Genomic DNA, 17,394 nt, shown 5'->3' on the forward strand with positions numbered 1-17,394 from the left:
CGAACACGGAAGTTAAGCTCTTCAGCGTTGATGATAGCCGGGGGTTCTCCCCCCGTGAAAGTAGATCGCTGCCGGGCGAATTCAACCGTTTCCCTTTTCGGGGAAGCGGTTTTTTTATATCATGAAGCGTTAAACAAAGTAAAAAAGATAAGGTATAATAAATGAAAGGATGTGACTCAGGTGGAGCAGTGGATGGAATATGAATCAATTACGATACTCATTCGTTTAATTCTTGCTGCCTTTTTGGCGGGAGTAATAGGAATTGAACGTGAATCGAAAGGCCATCCAGCTGGTTTTCGGACCCACATGCTGGTTGGGACCGGTTCCTGTTTAGTGATGCTGCTTGCGTTGTTTGGCTTTCAGGATTATTTAAACCAAAACGGGGATTTGGTTGCTTATGATCCTTCACGTCTGGCCTCTTATGTAATAAGTGGGATTGGCTTCCTCGGCGCTGGTACCATTATAGTCCAGGGTGCTTCTATCCGGGGGCTGACTACTGCTGCTTCCATCTGGATAGTCGCTGCTATCGGCTTGACTATAGGAGCAGGCATGTTTTTTGCTGGTATTGCCGCTACAGTTCTTGTATTGACAAGTCTTATCTTTTTAAACCACGTAGACAAATGGTTTAAAAACGTTTCTGATACGGACGTATTGTTTATAGCTATGAACAAAGAGGCAAATGAGCTCGGCGAGACGATTCAACGTCTGGAAAGCATGGAAGTTCAAGTTCAAAAAATAAAGGGCAAGGAATTTGATGAAGACGAAGCCCCTCTGCTTCATTATTATATTAAAGTTCAACTGCCGGAGGGGATAGCTGAAACAGAACTGTATGAGTCTTTATATAAAATAGAAAGCATAAAAGAAATAGAGCTTAATCCGTCCTATGAGTAACATACTGCAGGACGGATTTTTCATTTTGCTCGTCTCTAGCTTGAAAACAGTTGAATAATATTATATATTATAGTCAAAGATAGTCAAAATCAATTTTTTGATAATAGCAAGACGAACCGGGGCGGAGAGGAGGTCGCGGGAATGAAAAGCATGTCTGATGTTATTGAAAATTATTTGAAACAAATTTTAACACAGAGTGAACAGGATCTAATTGAAATTAAAAGAAGTGAACTTGCAAAGCGCTTTGAGTGTGTCCCCTCCCAGATTAACTATGTCATAAGCACGCGTTTTACTATTGAAAAAGGCTATGTAGTAGAGAGTAAACGTGGTGGTGGCGGGTATATACGAATTACAAGGGCTAAAATTTCAGATCACGCAGAACTGCTTCGGCAGGTTTCAGATCTTGTAGGGCACGGTATTGACCAAAGAACAGCAGAGAGCGTTATTATGCGTTTGTTTGAGGAAAACGTGGTGAATAAGCGTGAAGCAAATTTGATGCTTGCGGCAGTTGATAGGTCTATACTGGCCTTAAAGTATCCAGAAGAAAGGGATATTGTTCGTGCGCGGATTATGCAAGCTATGATAGAAAGTCTGCGCTATGAATAAGGGAGGGAAGATATATGATCTGCCAGAATTGCGGTCAGCGTCCGGCCTCTTTGCATTATACGAAAATCGTTAATGGAGCTAAAACAGAGCTTCATTTATGCGAAGAGTGTGCCAAAGAACAGGGGGAATCCTCTGAAACAGAGCATTCTTTCATGTCGGCTGCGGGCGGCTATACCATCCAGGATTTATTGTCGGACTTACTAAACATGGACCAGCCCAGTACAGCTGGAAACGCTGAAAAAAAACAGCCGAAAAAAACAAACACAAACAGGCCGCTGACATGCGACAACTGCGGACTGACGTATAAGCAGTTCACTAAAACCGGCCGATTGGGCTGTGCTCATTGCTATCACGCATTTGAGTCGAAGCTGACGCCTGTTTTTCGCCGGGTGCACAGCGGCAATACCAATCATACCGGCAAGGTCCCAAAACACAGGCACGAGAAGCTGCATGCCCAAAGGGAGCTCGAGGAGAAAAAACAACAGATTAACATTCTCGTCCAAAATGAAGAGTTTGAAAAAGCTGCGGAATTAAGAGACGAAATCCGTACCCTTGAAAAGCAGTTTCAGGGAAGGGAGGAAGACAGCTGATGGCATCCGAGCACTTTTTTTCAGAAGCGATCAGTCCGTGGATGCAGGAAGGGCCGGGACCGGAAGGCGATATTGCCCTCAGCACCCGGATCCGGCTTGCCCGTAATATAGAGCAGTACCCCTTTCCTGTTTTTGCTTCAGAAGAAGCAAGTGCAACACTTCTGCGCTATGCTTCCTCCACTCTGTTGAATCAGTCAGAAGAAGTAGGCTCTCTTGAAGCGTTGAATATGAATGAGCTTCGTCCGAATGAACGGCAGGTACTGGTGGAAAAGCATCTTGTCAGCCCGTATTTAATAAAAAATATGGAACATAGTGCTGTTCTTTTGAATAACGATGAATCAATCAGTATTATGGTTAATGAGGAAGATCATTTGCGTCTTCAATGTCTGAGTAACGGTATGCAGCTTGAAGAATGTTACAATGAAGCTGACCGTCTGGACGATTGGGCAGAGGCTAACCTTACCTATGCGTTTGACGAACGGCTCGGTTACTTAACAAGCTGCCCGACGAATGTAGGGACAGGTATGAGAGCTTCAGTAATGGTACACCTGCCTGCGTTAGTCTGGACCAATCAACTCAGCCGTATTCTCCCGGCTATTCACCAGCTTGGCCTGGTCGTAAGAGGCATTTACGGAGAAGGCAGTGAAGCACTAGGCAATCTTTTCCAAATTTCCAACCAGATGACACTGGGAAAATCTGAAAAAGATATTATCGAAGATCTGCGCGGTGTAGTAATGCAGGTGATTCAAAGAGAACGCCATGCACGCGAGTCTCTGCTCAGCTCTTCAAGGTTAAAGCTCGAAGACAGGGTGTTCAGATCCTACGGTATCCTTGCATACAGCCGGACAATGACGACAAAAGAGGCTGCTAACCGTTTATCAGATGTAAGGCTTGGTATCGATCTGGATTTAATTAAAGGGATTCCGGGTAATATTTTGAATGAACTTATGTTACTGACTCAGCCTGGTTTTCTTGAGCAGTATGCAGGAAAATCACTGAGTCAGGAAGAAGCAGATATAAGACGGGCAAATGTGATCCGTGAGAGAATAAAACTTGAACTATAGATTTACTAATGCGTAGGAGGTGCGTGCAACATGATGTTCGGCCGTTTTACAGAACGAGCGCAAAAAGTACTGGCGCTAGCTCAGGAAGAAGCTATCCGCCTTGGCCATAATAATATAGGAACAGAGCATATTCTGCTCGGTTTAGTGCGTGAAGGTGAGGGCATTGCTGCAAAAGCTCTGCAGGCACTGAATTTGGATACAGACCAGATTCAGCAGGAGGTGGAAACCCTTATCGGCACAGGCCAGCAGGGGTCGAAAACGATTCATTATACCCCGCGGGCGAAAAAAGTTATTGAGCTTTCCATGGATGAGGCACGAAAGCTTGGCCATTCCTATGTCGGCACAGAGCATATTCTGCTTGGATTAATCCGGGAAGGGGAAGGCGTTGCAGCCCGGGTGCTGAATAATCTTGGAGTTAGTCTGAACAAAGCCCGCCAGCAGGTGCTTCAGCTTCTCGGAAGCAATGAAGGGGCTTCGAGCTCGGGAAGCCAGCAGGCTCCGGGAGCAGGTGGAAGTGCCAACACGCCGACTCTTGACAGTTTAGCAAGAGATTTGACGGCAGTAGCTAAAGAAGAAGGCCTTGATCCGGTAATTGGAAGAAGCCAGGAAATTGAACGTGTTATTCAGGTATTAAGCCGCCGGACGAAAAACAACCCGGTTCTTATCGGGGAGCCTGGTGTAGGCAAAACAGCTATCGCTGAAGGCCTCGCTCTGTCGATCGTTTCCAATGAAGTGCCGGAAACGCTCCGCAATAAGCGGGTTATGACTCTCGATATGGGTACTGTTGTTGCCGGCACAAAATACCGCGGTGAATTTGAAGACCGTTTGAAGAAAGTAATGGAAGAGATTCGTCAGTCCGGAAATGTGCTGCTGTTCATTGATGAACTGCATACATTAATCGGTGCCGGTGGCGCAGAAGGTGCAATCGATGCCTCGAACATCCTGAAGCCTTCACTCGCACGAGGAGAGCTTCAGTGCATCGGTGCCACTACCCTGGATGAGTACCGCAAGTATATTGAAAAAGATGCTGCGCTTGAACGTCGTTTCCAGCCAATTCAGGTGGACGAACCGACACTTGAAGAATCCATTCAAATTCTTGCCGGACTGAGAGACCGTTACGAAGCCCATCACCGGGTAACTATCGGAGACGAGGCGATTGAACAGGCAGTAAAATTATCCGACCGGTATATTTCGGACCGTTTCCTTCCGGATAAAGCAATCGACTTAATCGACGAAGCAGGTTCACGGGTGCGTCTGCGTTCTTATACAGCGCCGCCGAACCTGAAAGAACTCGAGCAGAATCTCGAAGAAACGCGTAAGGAAAAGGATGCGGCCGTGCAGAGTCAGGAATTTGAAAAAGCGGCTTCACTCCGTGATTCCGAACAGCGGCTTCGGGCGGAAGTCGAAGAGATGAAAAACGAATGGAAAGAAAAACAGGGGCAGGAAAACTCTGCGATTACGACAGAAGACATTGCTCAGGTGGTTTCAAGCTGGACAGGCGTTCCAGTATCCAAGCTCGCAGAAGAAGAAACGGACCGCCTGCTTCACATGGAAGACATCCTGCATAACCGGGTTGTCGGCCAGGACGAAGCAGTCAATGCTATTTCCAAAGCAGTACGCCGTGCCCGTGCCGGATTGAAAGATCCAAAACGGCCGATCGGCTCCTTTATCTTCCTTGGGCCTACCGGTGTAGGTAAAACGGAGCTGGCACGCGCTGTTGCAGAAACATTGTTTGGCGATGAAGAATCGATTATCCGAATCGATATGTCCGAATATATGGAACGCCACGCGACGAGCCGCCTGGTCGGTTCTCCTCCAGGCTATGTCGGCTATGAAGAAGGCGGACAGCTGACAGAAAAAGTGCGCCGTAACCCGTACTCCGTAATTTTGCTGGATGAAATCGAAAAAGCTCACCCGGAAGTATTTAACATTCTGCTTCAAGTACTTGAAGACGGTTTTCTTACCGACTCTAAAGGACGCCGGGTCGACTTTAGAAATACAGCGCTGATTCTGACATCAAACGTCGGGGCAAGTACTCTGCGTCAAAATAAAAGTGTCGGCTTCGCTGCCCAGTCCACCGAGCAGAAATTCGATGATATGCGGGATAAAATCATGGGCGAACTGAAAAACACGTTCCGTCCTGAATTTATCAACCGTCTGGATGAAATCATTGTCTTCCACAGCCTGGAAAAAGAGCACATCAAAAAGATCGTGCGCTTAATGACAGAGCAGCTTAAAAAGCGTGTGGAAGAGCATGGTATCAGCATTGAAATTACTGAAACAGCACTTGATAAAATTGCTGACGAAGGTTTTGATCCTGAATACGGGGCCCGCCCGCTCAGACGTGCTCTGCAGCGTCACGTGGAAGACCGTTTGTCCGATGAACTGCTTAAAGGTACGCTTGAAGAAGGCAACACTGCTGTGATTGACGTGAAAGACGATGAATTTATCGTTGAAACAAAATCAGGCACAGCGAAAGCGCAATAAAGCTATACTTGAAACAGCTGCCTTGTGGCATATTAATGTCAGGGGGCAGCTGTTTTTCTTTTTATGAACGATAAAATTACGTGGAATCGAAACGAAAAATAGATACAGCCCGTAGTAAAAGAGGAGGATCGTATGGCAAAAGCTAAAACAAAATTTGTCTGCCAGGAGTGCGGGTATGAAACCCAAAAATGGATGGGGCGCTGTCCTGCCTGCAGCAACTGGAATACGATGGTAGAGGAAAAAGAAGCACCGGCATCGAAAGCAGGCCGTCGCCCGGCGGCAAATGTATTCAGCGAAGCTGACAAACCGACACCGATTACCCAGGTAACCGGAGAAAAGGAAAACCGCATTTCAACGTCTGTAGGCGAACTAAACAGAGTATTAGGCGGGGGCATCGTGCCCGGGTCACTCGTACTTGTTGGGGGAGACCCGGGAATTGGGAAGTCAACGCTGCTTCTGCAGGTTTCTGCTCTGCTTGCTTCTCAGAAGTACCGTGTCCTTTATGTTTCCGGAGAGGAGTCGGTCAAGCAGACGAAAATGAGAGCGGAACGGCTCGGAGTGGAAGCAGACACGCTGTTTGTCTTTACAGAAACGAACATGGAGCGCATTGAAGCTGCGATGGAGGAAGTGAAGCCGGATCTTGTGATTATCGATTCGATTCAGACCGTCCATTCGGATGAAATCCAGTCGGCGCCCGGGAGCGTAGCGCAGGTGCGTGAATCGACGTCGACGTTTATGCACATTGCAAAAAATCAGGGCATTGCTGTATTTGTTGTAGGACACATGACCAAGCAGGGGTCCATTGCCGGACCTAAAATGCTCGAGCATATGGTGGATTCTGTGCTTTATTTTGAAGGCGAACAGCATAATACGTACCGGATTTTACGGGCCGTTAAAAACAGATTTGGTTCGACGAACGAAATTGGAATATTTGAAATGAAGGAGGCTGGACTGAAGGAAGTAACAAATCCTTCAGAAATCTTTCTTGAAGAGCGGACGGAGGGTACTTCGGGATCAGCTGTTGTAGCTTCTCTGGAGGGGACCCGGCCGGTGCTTGTAGAACTGCAGGCGCTGATCGCCCCTACCAGCTATGCTTACCCGCGCCGTACGGCTACAGGAATCGACCAGAACCGGATTGCGCTTCTGATGGCAGTGCTTGAAAAGCGTCTTGGCATGCTTCTTCAAAACCAGGATGCCTATATTAATGTCGCCGGAGGCGTGAAGCTCGACGAGCCGGCAGTCGACCTTGGTATTGCTATATGCGTTGCCTCGAGCTTTCGGAATCAATCCACAAACCCGGGTGACATTGTTATGGGAGAAGTCGGCCTTACCGGAGAAATCCGGCGTATTTCCAGGGTGGAGGAGCGCGTGAAAGAAGCAGCGAAGCTTGGGTTTTCGCGGGCGATTATTCCATCGAAGAATATCGGGGGCTGGACATTTCCGGAAGGCATTCAGGTAGTAGGCGTCAAAACGCTTGAAGAAGCACTTGATGCTGCACTCGAACCAGCGCCGCTTAGATAAATTAAAGATGAAGGTCCTGATCGCATAGGGGGACCTTCTCTATCCTTTTTCCTAATAATTAAGAAAATTCAACAATCTCATGAACATATTGTATCAAATTGTCCAAAGTTATGATAAATATGACGTTAGTGGTTTGTACCAGAGGAAAAATGTTTATAATACACTTAAGGAGGTGTTTGGAAAGTGTTGGAAAAGATTGTACAATTATTTTTTGTTCTTGCCGGTATTACGTTAGGATTCCTTTATATTCCTGAACTTATTTCTTTATTTCCTTTTTATACTTTTCCTGAATGGGTTTACAATGCCTATATCGGTGCTGTTGTAGGAGCGGTAATCGTTGGGTTTGTGTTTTGGGCCGTGAGCCTTTGGATCGCAACGCCAATTGTCAACGGCATGCGGTTCCTTGAAGAGAAGGTCGTGAAAGCTCCTGTCACAGACGTGCTGTTTGGAACGCTTGGACTGATTTTTGGCCTGGTGGTTGCCTTTCTAATTTCTCTTCCACTCAATTCTATCCGTATTCCAGTAATTGATTCCGTTCTTCCCCTATTTTTATCCTTTTTCTGCGGCTATTTTGGCTTTCAGATTGGATTTAAAAAGCGTGATGAACTGTTGGGCCTTTTTTCAAGCTCAAAAAACGCTGCAGCAAAGGAAGAAGCAGCGCTGGCTGCTGCAGCAGCTTCAGAAGAAAACCAGGCGTGGGAGAAGCTGCTCGATACAAGTGTGATTATTGACGGGCGCATTGCAGATATCTGCCAGTCAGGATTTATTGAAGGGAAGCTGGTGATCCCGGAGTTCGTACTTGAAGAGCTTCAGCATATTGCGGATTCCTCAGACGTATTAAAGCGTAACCGGGGCCGTCGAGGACTCGATATTTTAAATCGTATTCAGAAGGAGCTTCCTATCGAAGTAGAGATTACGGACGCCGATTTTGAAGACATTCATGAAGTGGACAGCAAGCTGGTAAAGCTTGCGAAAGTGCGAAATGGTATTGTCGTCACCAATGATTTTAATTTAAACAAAGTGTGCGACCTTCAAGGCGTCAGTGTATTAAACATCAATGATTTGGCTAATGCAGTCAAACCGGTGGTTCTTCCTGGTGAGGAAATGATGGTCCAGGTAATCAAAGACGGCAAGGAACAAAGCCAGGGGATTGGATACTTAGACGATGGCACGATGATTGTAGTCGAAAGCGGCAAAGGCTATATCGGCCAGGAAATAGAAGTGGTAGTCACGAGTGTCCTGCAGACAAGTGCGGGACGGATGATATTTGCAAAACCAAAGGTATCGAAACGCGAAAAAGCTTTATAATGAGATGCCCTGTGCCTGCACAGGGTTTTTTTATGCGGATTTCCATCAAATATAAATAGCTGGCAGCTTTTCCTATAGGGGAAGTTTTGGTAAAATTAATGTTTGATAAGCGGTGCGGTAGAATAAATACAGCGTTTTTCGGGTATCAGCATATTATTAACAGGCGGACTTTGCTAAAAAAGCAGAGAAAAAGCAATACATACAACGGGAACATAATGTCTTGAAATTGGAGAGGTACTATGAACTATGCGGTAGTCATTCCTGCAGCCGGCCAGGGAAAACGAATGCTGGCAGGCCATAATAAACAGTTTCTCGTTTTAGAAGAACGGCCATTAATAATTCACACTGCATCTGTTTTCGAGCAGGATCCGTGGTGTAAAGAAATTATTGTTGTTGCCAATGCTTCAGAAATTTATGACATGGAAGAGCTTTTCGAAGAGTGGGGCATTCGGAAGGTGAAGCAGGTGGTTGTAGGTGGAAATGAGCGACAGAACAGTGTGCACGAAGGCTTGAAACGCCTTCTTCCCGAGCACCGGGTCGTTCTGGTGCACGACGGGGCCCGCCCATTCGTGGAACAGGAAGATATTCACCGCCTCGTGGAACAGGCAGAGCAAACAGGGGCAGCAGTGCTTGGCACAAAAATGAAAGACACCGTCAAACGTACAGATGGGGAGACGGTGCTTGAAACGATCGACCGTTCCAGCTTATGGGCGGTACAGACCCCGCAGGCGTTTCAGGCAGCGGTGGTGACGGAAGCCTACGATTACGCAGCAACCCACCAGATTATTGGCACAGACGATACCAGCCTTGTGGAATATATGGGCCGGCCGGTAAAGATTGTGGAAGGAAGCTACGATAATATTAAATTGACCACTCCTGAAGACATGGTGGTAGCCCGGGCGATTTTGCAGAAGCGAAGAGAGGGAAGAAAGTAATGAGAATTGGACATGGATATGATGTACACCAGCTGCAGGAAGGACGGCCTTTAATCCTGGGAGGGATAAACGTTCCTCACGATAAAGGACTGCTCGGACATTCGGATGCAGACGTTTTACTTCATGCAGTAACAGATGCGATACTAGGGGCAGTCGGGCTCGGCGATATCGGCAGGCATTTCCCGGATACGGACCCGGAATTTAAAGATGCTGATTCTGCGGACCTGCTTGCTCATGCCTGCAGTCTTGTGAAAGCAAAGGGATGGAAGCTTGGAAATGTCGATGCGACTATACTGGCCCAGCAGCCAAAAATGGCTCCGCATATTCCGGAAATGAAAAAGCGTATCGGCGAACTGCTTGAAGCACAAGCAGAGGACCAGGTGAATGTAAAAGCGACGACCACAGAGAAGCTAGGATTCGTCGGCCGAAAAGAAGGTATTGCTGCTCATGCTGTTGTACTTCTGCAGCCAGCCGATTAAATATACGTAAAAATAGAGAATATAAAAAACAGAAAGTCTACGGAGGGTGAAGGAAATGAGTGAAAAAGTACGTGTACGGTTTGCTCCGAGTCCAACCGGCCATCTTCATATCGGCGGAGCGCGCTCGGCATTATTTAATTATTTATTCGCGAGAAGCCAGGGCGGAGATTTTATTCTGCGGATTGAAGATACAGACCAGGAGCGTAATGTGGAAGACGCTACGGCCCGTTTAATGGAAAGCCTGCGCTGGCTTGGCATTGAATGGGATGAAAGTGTGGATGTCGGCGGCCCGCATGCTCCTTATCAGTCGATGGAGCGAATCGGACTGTATAAAGAATATGTCCAGCGTCTTCTCGATGAAGGCAAGGCCTACTATGATTATATGACAGAAGAAGAGCTTGCCCAGGAAAGAGAGGAACAGATGGCCCGCGGGGAAGCGCCGAAATACAGCGGACGGGATCGGGATCTTACACCAGAGCAGCGGAAAGCATATGAAGACCAGGGCATTAAGCCGGTCGTTCGTTTCCGTGTTCCTGAAGGACAGAGCGTCATCATTGATGATGTTGTAAGAGGAAATGTTATTTTCGAATCCAACGATATCGGTGATTTTGTCATCGCCCGTAAAGACGGCATACCAACATACAACTTTGCGGTAGTGATTGATGATCATTTGATGGAAATTTCCCACGTCATCCGTGCAGAAGAGCATCTTTCCAACACGCCGCGGCAGGCTCTGGTCTACGATGCCTTTGACTGGGAAAAGCCGCGTTTTGCCCACGCTTCACTGATTTTGAATCCGAACCGCCAAAAAATGAGCAAGCGTGATGGCTCCGTTATTCAATTTGTAGAACAGTACCGTGATCTTGGATATCTTCCGGAAGCTATCGTGAACTTTCTGGCACTGCTCGGGTGGTCTCCAAAAGGAGAAGAGGAGCTGTTTACGATTGAAGAATTAAAAGAACAGTTTTCACTTGAACGGGTTTCGAAGGCGCCGGCGGTCTTTGATACGGACAAACTTGCCTGGATGAACAACCAGTACGTAAAAGAAGTGGACACAGAACGTCTTACGCTGCTTGCACTTCCGCATCTGCAGGAAGCAGGAAAGCTGCCGGCAGAACTTTCGGAAGACCAGTACGAGTGGCTGAAGCAGCTTGTCGGGATCTATCAGGAACAAATGCACTATGCAGCAGAAATTGTCGATCTGACAGATCTGTTCTTCAAAACAGAAATCGACTATACCCAGGAAGCCCGGGAAGTACTCGAGCAGGAGCATGTAAGCACCGTACTTCAGCACTTCTCGAAAGAGCTTGACGAGGCTCCGGATTTTGAACCGGAAACGGTGAAAAAAGCGGTAAAAGCTACCCAGAAAGCGACAGGCTATAAAGGAAAGCAGCTATTTATGCCAGTCCGGGTGGCAACGACCGGGCAGACGCACGGACCCGAGCTCCCGGCAGCCATTTCGCTCCTCGGAAGAAACGTCGTGCAGGCAAGACTGCAGCAGGTTATCTCCTCCTAAATAAATATCGGTAAAACTATGACAGGAAGAAGTAAAAAACAACAGGCTTTATACAGAGATGCTCTCCGTTGGCTGAGAGAGGGCACTGAGCCGGTTTTTGAAATGCGTCCTGGAGTCCTCTGCTGAATATAGTAGGCAGCGGCGGAGTGTGCCCCGTTACGGCAAAAAGAGAAGCGTCTGTCCCGGCGCTTAAACAGAGTGGAACCGCGCTTTAAAGCGTCTCTGTGCGAATTCGCACAGAGACGTTTTTTTTATTGATATACTAAGCATATAATATGAAAGCCTGAGAGAAGGAATAGAAAGTGGGGAAGCACCATGTGGAAAACGCTGAAAAATGATTTGGACGTCGTATTTGACCAGGATCCGGCAGCGAGAAACCGTCTGGAAGTGGTCTTCACGTATGCGGGGGTACACGCAGTATGGTCTCATCGTTTCGCTCATTGGCTGTGGAAGAAAAAGATGTTTTTTCTTTCCCGCGTGATCTCTCAGCTCAGCCGCTTTGTCACCGGAATTGAAATTCATCCGGGAGCGGTGGTCGGCGAACGGTTGTTTATTGATCACGGCATGGGGGTCGTTATCGGAGAAACATGTGAAATCGGCGATAATGTCACGATTTTCCAGGGCGTTACTCTGGGCGGCACGGGCAAAGAAAAAGGCAAGCGGCATCCGACGATTGAAGACCACGTATTAATCGCAAGCGGCGCCAAAGTACTCGGTTCCATGACGATTGGTAAGCATTCCCGTATTGGTGCGGGCTCGGTCGTATTGAATGAAGTGCCGCCCAACTCGACGGTCGTCGGCATTCCGGGAAAGGTCGTTGTACAGGATGGCGTGAAAATCAACAGAAACTCGCTCGACCATCAGAATCTCCCGGATCCGGTGGCTGATAAGATCCGTTCACTCGAAGAGGAAATCGAGCTGCTGAAAGAACAACTCCCGGAACATAAAAGTGCAAACCGCGAACAATCGGTGAAAGGAAGAGAGCAGTAATGGCGATTCATATATACAATTCGTTAACTAATCAAAAAGAGCTGTTTCAACCGATAGACCCGGACCGGATTACGATGTATGTGTGCGGGCCGACTGTGTACAACTACATTCATATCGGCAACGCCCGTCCTGCTATCGTTTTTGATGCTGTCCGCCGCTATCTGATCTACCGTGGATACAATGTGTATTACGTGTCGAATTTTACCGATGTGGATGACAAAATTATTAAAGCTGCGCAGGAAATGAATGAAGAAGTGCCTGTGCTCGCTAATCGTTTTATTGATACGTACCTTGAAGATATCGAATCGCTCAGAGTTGAAAAAGCGGATCTTCATCCACGGGCGACCGAAACAGTGACAGAAATGATTGAGTTTATCGAGCAGCTGATCGCAAAAGGATTTGCCTATGAATCAAACGGTGATGTGTATTACCGCACGAAGAAATTCAAAAACTACGGGAAGCTTTCCTCCCAGTCTGTCGGGGATCTGCAGATGGGCGCGCGGATTGAAATAGGCGAACAGAAAGAGGACCCGATGGACTTCACGCTCTGGAAAAAAGCGAAGGAAAACGAAATCGCCTGGGACAGCCCGTGGGGCGAAGGACGCCCGGGCTGGCATATTGAATGCTCGGCGATGGTGAAAAAATATATGGGAGATACTATCGACATCCATGCCGGCGGCCAGGATTTAAAATTTCCTCACCACGAAAACGAAATTGCCCAGACGGAAGCATTGACCGGAAAACCGATGGCCCACTACTGGATGCATAACGGCTATATTAATATTAACAATGAAAAAATGTCGAAATCGCTCGGTAATTTCGTGCTGGTGCATGACATGATTCAGCAGCACGATCCGGAAGTAATCCGCTTTTTCATGATGCAGGCGCACTACCGCAATCCTATTAACTTTGACAACGACCTGCTTGAATCAGCCAGGGCCGGGCTGGAACGACTTCGTTCGACGATTGAAAACGTCAAGCACCGCCGGGGCGAAAGCGCGGACGGCGGCAGCAGGGAAGGCCGGGAAGCAGCAGAACGGGCGAAAGCGCGCTTTCTGGAGGAAATGGACGATGATTTTAACACGGCAAACGCCATCAGTGTGCTGTTTGACCTGGCCCGGGAAGCAAATAAATACATGCAGCAGCCGCAGACAAGTATTGATTCGCTGGACGCAATTATTGAAACGATGACAGAAATCGGAAACGTCCTGGGGGTTTCTTTGGAAAAAGAAGAAGAAATGCTCGACGAAGATATTGAACAGCTTCTCGAAGAACGGGTGGAAGCAAGAAAAAACAAAAACTTTGCCCGTGCCGATGAAATCCGGGACCAGCTCGAGAACGACGGAATTTTATTGGAAGATACGCCGCAGGGAACCCGGTGGAAGAGGAAATAACATGATAAACTATAGTAAAGTGGATGAAAAGCAGTTAAATGCGCTGGCGCTTGCCTATATGGGAGATGCAGTGCTTGAAACCCACATCCGTCATTATTTAATTTCGGAAGGGAAAGTTCGGCCGCAGGAGCTGCATAAGCAGGCTACCTCCTACGTATCGGCTCAGGCCCAGGCGGAAGTGCTTCGGTCCATGTGGGATGAAGGGTATTTAACTGAAGAGGAGACAGCCGTGGCCAGGCGGGGACGTAACGCGAAATCCGGAAGCATCCCCAAAAATGCGGATCTGGCCACCTACCGCATGAGTACGGCTTTTGAAGCAATGCTTGGGTATCTGTATTTTGCCGGAAGACAGGAACGGGTGAACGAAATTATTGCATTTGCGATAGACAAAACACAAGAAAGAGGCCAGTCATTATGAGCCAGGAATGGATCGCGGGGAAAAATCCTGTTATAGAAGCGTTAAAAGCCGACCGGAAAATTGAAAGAATTATGATCGCAGACACTTCCAAAAAAGGAGCAGCACAGGAAATACGCGCTCTCGCAGGAAAAAAAGGCATAACGGTTCAGGAGGTTTCAAAGAAAAAACTCGATGAACTCGATGCAGGCGTGCATCAGGGAGTGGCAGCTGCTGTCCCTTCGTATCAGTATGCAGGGCTGGATGATTTATTCCGTAAAGCAGAAAAACAGAATGAGGATCCTTTTTTCCTCGTACTGGACGGGGTGGAGGACCCTCATAATCTGGGGTCCATGATACGAACCGCGAATGCCTCCGGCGTGCACGGCGTCATTATTCCGAAAAGACGGGCGGCGGGTGTGACCCAGACTGTGGTAAAAACATCAGCAGGAGCCGTCGAGTACGTGCCGGTAGTCCGGGTAACTAACATTAATAAGACGCTCGATGAATTAAAGGAAAAAGGTCTTTGGATAGCCGGGACAGGCACAGAAAATGCCTCTGATTACAGGCAGATGCAGGCGGATATGCCTCTTGCTCTCGTAATCGGAAATGAGGGTAAGGGATTGAGCCGGCTCGTAAAGGAAGCCTGTGACTTTCTGGTAGAGATTCCGATGCACGGACCGGTTACTTCATTGAACGCTTCTGTCGCTGGTGGTGTTCTAATGTACGAAGTGCTGCGCAAACGCCAGGAGAAGGGAAGGCAGACACCATGAAGGACATTCTTCTCGTAGATGGATATAATGTAATTGGCGACTGGCCGGAGCTGAAGCCGCTCCGGGCCGGTCATCTTGAAGAAGCCCGGGACCGGCTTATTGACGCGATGGCGGAATACCAGGCGTATAAAGGATGGAGAGTTATTGTTGTTTTCGATGCCCACATGGTCCCCGGTATCGGAAAAAACTACCAGCTGAAACGTGTGGAGGTCGTATATACGAGAGAACACGAGACAGCTGATGAGCGCATCGAAAAATTAGTTGGAGAGTTAAAAAATGTGGAAACAAGAGTACACGTCGCAACCTCTGATTATGCCGAACAGTCAATGACGTTTGGGAGCGGGGCATTAAGAAAATCAGCCCGGGAGCTCCGGCATGAAGCAAAGCTTGTTGAAAAAGGCATTGAAGAACAGCTTGCAAATCAAAAAAAAGCAATTCATAAGACTACTCTTCCTATAACGGAAGAAATGGCAGAAATTTTCGACAAATGGCGCAAAAGGGATCTGTAGGCAGTTGACGCTCTTATGAACACTCCGATATAATGATTGCTATATTTACACTACTACGCGCATGGGCGGAGGGATTGTATTGAGTACAGACCTCAAGAAACCGGAACAACGTCAAACTACCCGAACCGAAGATGAAATATTGATTGAATTTGCACGTGCAGGCGATAACCAGGCGTTAGAACGACTGATTGAGAAATACCGGCATCTGGTGCGGGCGAAATCGCGATCGTATTTTCTCATCGGGGGAGATTATGAAGATATTATACAAGAAGGAATGATAGGGCTGTACAAAGCTGTACGAGATTTCCGGGGAGACAAACTATCCTCATTCCGTGCCTTTGCTGAGTTGTGTATTACGAGGCAGATCATTACAGCTATAAAGACGGCGACGAGGCAGAAGCATTCGCCGCTGAACTCATATATTTCATTGGATAAACCAGTGTATGAGGAAGACTCGGAACGGCCGCTGCTCGATATTTTAGTAGAGACCCACGCCAAAAGTCCGGAGGATCTGCTGATTATCAGGGAGAAGCAGGAGGATATGGAAACGAAAATTGGCAATGTACTGAGTGAACTCGAACAGCAGGTGCTGCAGCTGTACATCGATGGCCGTTCCTATCAGGAAATGTCCGGACTGCTCGGCAGAAGAAATAAATCAATCGATAATGCGCTTCAGAGAATCAAGCGGAAACTTGAAAATTGTGAAGAGTGGAATGCGTTAATCTCTTGAAAGACGGGGTTTGTAGGGTTTTTGATTTCAGAAAAATCAAAAATAATTATGTGACAAGTTATTGACAGCGTTTTCTCGTAGTGGTAAGCTTTATTTAAGTTAATACGTTAGGTTGAGTATATGAAAGCCGCACACCAGTCATTCCATTGGGATACGTGTGCGGCTTTTTCTAGGCTCACCCGGTTATTTCCGGTTGTTCATGCTAATTTTTATTCATTATTATGAAAGCGTTTTTCTGGAAAATAACCGGGATTAAAGGTCTGGGTCTTGCGGCGCCGCAACAAATAATAAGACGAACCGCCTAACGTTATGACGATAAGTAAGCTTTAATAAAAAAAGGAGGAAGAAGAAATGTCTGTTTATTTAGCAGAGCTTATCGGTACGATGATTCTTATTATCTTTGGCGGCGGCGTAGTTGCCAATATCAGCCTGAACAAATCAAAAGCTCAGGGCGGAGGCTGGATTGTTGTAGCACTTGGGTGGGGGTTTGCGGTGGCAATGGCAGTTTACGCAGTAGGCCAGTTCTCCGGAGCACATATTAACCCGGCTGTAACGCTCGGTCTTGCTTCTGTTGGGGAATTCGCATGGGCCCAGGTTCCAGGCTATATTATTGCTCAATTAATTGGTGCTGCACTAGGCGGCGTAGTAGTTTATCTTCACTTTCTCGGTCACTGGAAAGAAACAGATGACCCGAATACAAAGCTCGGGGTATTTTCGACCGATCCGGCTCTTCCAAATAGGTTTAATAACTTCTTAAGTGAATTCATCGGCACAGCCGTCCTTGTCGGCGGTATTTTGGGAATTGGTGCCAACCAGTTTACTGAAGGATTGAACCCGTTAATTGTCGGCTTTCTAATCGTAGCGATCGGTCTTTCACTCGGCGGTACGACAGGATATGCCATCAACCCGGCCCGTGACCTTGGCCCTCGTATTGCGCACGCTTTGCTGCCGATTCCGGGTAAAAGAGATTCCAACTGGTCCTACGCCTGGATTCCAGTTGTAGCTCCGGCTGCCGGCGGTGTGTTCGGTGCAATGGTTTACCGGTCGTTTTTCTTAGGAGAAGGCGCGATGGCATTAATGATTTACTCGGTTGTCGTAGCTGTTTTCCTGGGAAGCCTGTACTACATGGGCAAACGTTCCGAAAAAACAATCATGTCCAACCCTGAAGTTAAAAACTAATACAAATTATATACGAAAGAGGAGATGA

17 protein-coding genes, 1 rRNA gene and 1 other annotated feature are annotated in these 17,394 nt (G+C 47.4%); all 18 genes read left to right on the forward strand.

Translation table 11 applies throughout. From position 1 onward, the window contains the following. A 5S ribosomal RNA gene (gene rrf, locus ACTRXI_RS14150) occupies window positions 1-77 on the forward strand; the annotation flags it as partial. A 103-nt stretch (window positions 78-180) separates the two neighbouring features. Further along, on the forward strand, window positions 181-891 hold the full coding sequence (locus tag ACTRXI_RS14155) for an MgtC/SapB family protein (RefSeq protein ID WP_474263590.1): 711 nt from the start codon (window positions 181-183) through the stop codon (window positions 889-891). Window positions 892-1,032: 141 nt separating this feature from the next. After that, on the forward strand, window positions 1,033-1,497 hold the full coding sequence (locus tag ACTRXI_RS14160) for a CtsR family transcriptional regulator (protein WP_322527264.1): 465 nt from the start codon (window positions 1,033-1,035) through the stop codon (window positions 1,495-1,497). 14 nt (window positions 1,498-1,511) lie between these two features. Continuing rightward, window positions 1,512-2,087, forward strand: a complete 576-nt coding sequence (locus ACTRXI_RS14165) for a UvrB/UvrC motif-containing protein (protein ID WP_474263592.1) — start codon at window positions 1,512-1,514, stop codon at window positions 2,085-2,087. Next, window positions 2,087-3,151, forward strand: coding sequence for a protein arginine kinase (locus ACTRXI_RS14170; RefSeq protein ID WP_474263595.1), 1,065 nt, complete (start codon window positions 2,087-2,089; stop codon window positions 3,149-3,151). Before ACTRXI_RS14165 ends, ACTRXI_RS14170 begins: the two co-directional genes overlap by 1 nt. A gap of 30 nt (window positions 3,152-3,181) precedes the next feature. Further along, window positions 3,182-5,638, forward strand: a complete 2,457-nt coding sequence (gene clpC / locus ACTRXI_RS14175) for an ATP-dependent protease ATP-binding subunit ClpC (protein ID WP_474263597.1) — start codon at window positions 3,182-3,184, stop codon at window positions 5,636-5,638. Window positions 5,639-5,770: 132 nt separating this feature from the next. Continuing rightward, complete coding sequence (radA, locus tag ACTRXI_RS14180) at window positions 5,771-7,159, forward strand: DNA repair protein RadA (RefSeq protein ID WP_322527260.1); 1,389 nt, start codon at window positions 5,771-5,773, stop codon at window positions 7,157-7,159. A 183-nt stretch (window positions 7,160-7,342) separates the two neighbouring features. Further along, the gene (locus ACTRXI_RS14185) at window positions 7,343-8,467 is read left to right on the forward strand and encodes a PIN/TRAM domain-containing protein (protein WP_474263600.1); all 1,125 of its coding nucleotides are present in this window, start codon (window positions 7,343-7,345) and stop codon (window positions 8,465-8,467) included. Between the two features lie 239 nt (window positions 8,468-8,706). Next, complete coding sequence (gene ispD / locus ACTRXI_RS14190; RefSeq protein ID WP_474263602.1) at window positions 8,707-9,402, forward strand: 2-C-methyl-D-erythritol 4-phosphate cytidylyltransferase; 696 nt, start codon at window positions 8,707-8,709, stop codon at window positions 9,400-9,402. Further along, entirely contained in the window at window positions 9,402-9,881 is a 480-nt protein-coding gene (gene ispF, locus ACTRXI_RS14195) for a 2-C-methyl-D-erythritol 2,4-cyclodiphosphate synthase (protein ID WP_474263604.1), read from the forward strand. Before ispD ends, ispF begins: the two co-directional genes overlap by 1 nt. 55 nt (window positions 9,882-9,936) lie before the next feature. Beyond that, window positions 9,937-11,397: a glutamate--tRNA ligase gene (gltX, locus tag ACTRXI_RS14200; protein ID WP_474263606.1), complete on the forward strand. Its 1,461-nt coding sequence runs from the start codon at window positions 9,937-9,939 to the stop codon at window positions 11,395-11,397. Window positions 11,398-11,406: 9 nt separating this feature from the next. Beyond that, window positions 11,407-11,624 (forward strand) — a binding site (T-box leader). 88 nt (window positions 11,625-11,712) lie between these two features. Then, window positions 11,713-12,387, forward strand: a complete 675-nt coding sequence (gene epsC / locus ACTRXI_RS14205; RefSeq protein ID WP_474263608.1) for a serine O-acetyltransferase EpsC — start codon at window positions 11,713-11,715, stop codon at window positions 12,385-12,387. After that, entirely contained in the window at window positions 12,387-13,781 is a 1,395-nt protein-coding gene (gene cysS, locus ACTRXI_RS14210) for a cysteine--tRNA ligase (protein WP_474263610.1), read from the forward strand. The genes epsC and cysS overlap by 1 nt, the downstream gene beginning before the upstream one ends. A gap of 1 nt (window position 13,782) precedes the next feature. Beyond that, window positions 13,783-14,199 carry a Mini-ribonuclease 3 gene (locus ACTRXI_RS14215; protein ID WP_474263612.1) on the forward strand — a complete coding sequence of 139 codons (417 nt, stop codon included), beginning with the start codon at window positions 13,783-13,785 and terminating at the stop codon, window positions 14,197-14,199. Next, a complete protein-coding gene (gene rlmB / locus ACTRXI_RS14220) occupies window positions 14,196-14,948 on the forward strand; it encodes a 23S rRNA (guanosine(2251)-2'-O)-methyltransferase RlmB (protein ID WP_474263614.1) in 753 nt (250 codons plus the stop codon). Before ACTRXI_RS14215 ends, rlmB begins: the two co-directional genes overlap by 4 nt. Beyond that, window positions 14,945-15,457 carry an NYN domain-containing protein gene (locus ACTRXI_RS14225; protein ID WP_474263616.1) on the forward strand — a complete coding sequence of 171 codons (513 nt, stop codon included), beginning with the start codon at window positions 14,945-14,947 and terminating at the stop codon, window positions 15,455-15,457. Before rlmB ends, ACTRXI_RS14225 begins: the two co-directional genes overlap by 4 nt. Before the next feature lie 61 nt (window positions 15,458-15,518). Continuing rightward, complete coding sequence (sigH, locus tag ACTRXI_RS14230; RefSeq protein WP_474263619.1) at window positions 15,519-16,187, forward strand: RNA polymerase sporulation sigma factor SigH; 669 nt, start codon at window positions 15,519-15,521, stop codon at window positions 16,185-16,187. A gap of 351 nt (window positions 16,188-16,538) precedes the next feature. Continuing rightward, complete coding sequence (locus ACTRXI_RS14235) at window positions 16,539-17,366, forward strand: MIP/aquaporin family protein (RefSeq protein WP_474263621.1); 828 nt, start codon at window positions 16,539-16,541, stop codon at window positions 17,364-17,366. Window positions 17,367-17,394: the final 28 nt, after the last annotated feature.

This window comes from Marinococcus sp. LNHM4E3-1, from assembly GCF_056034405.1.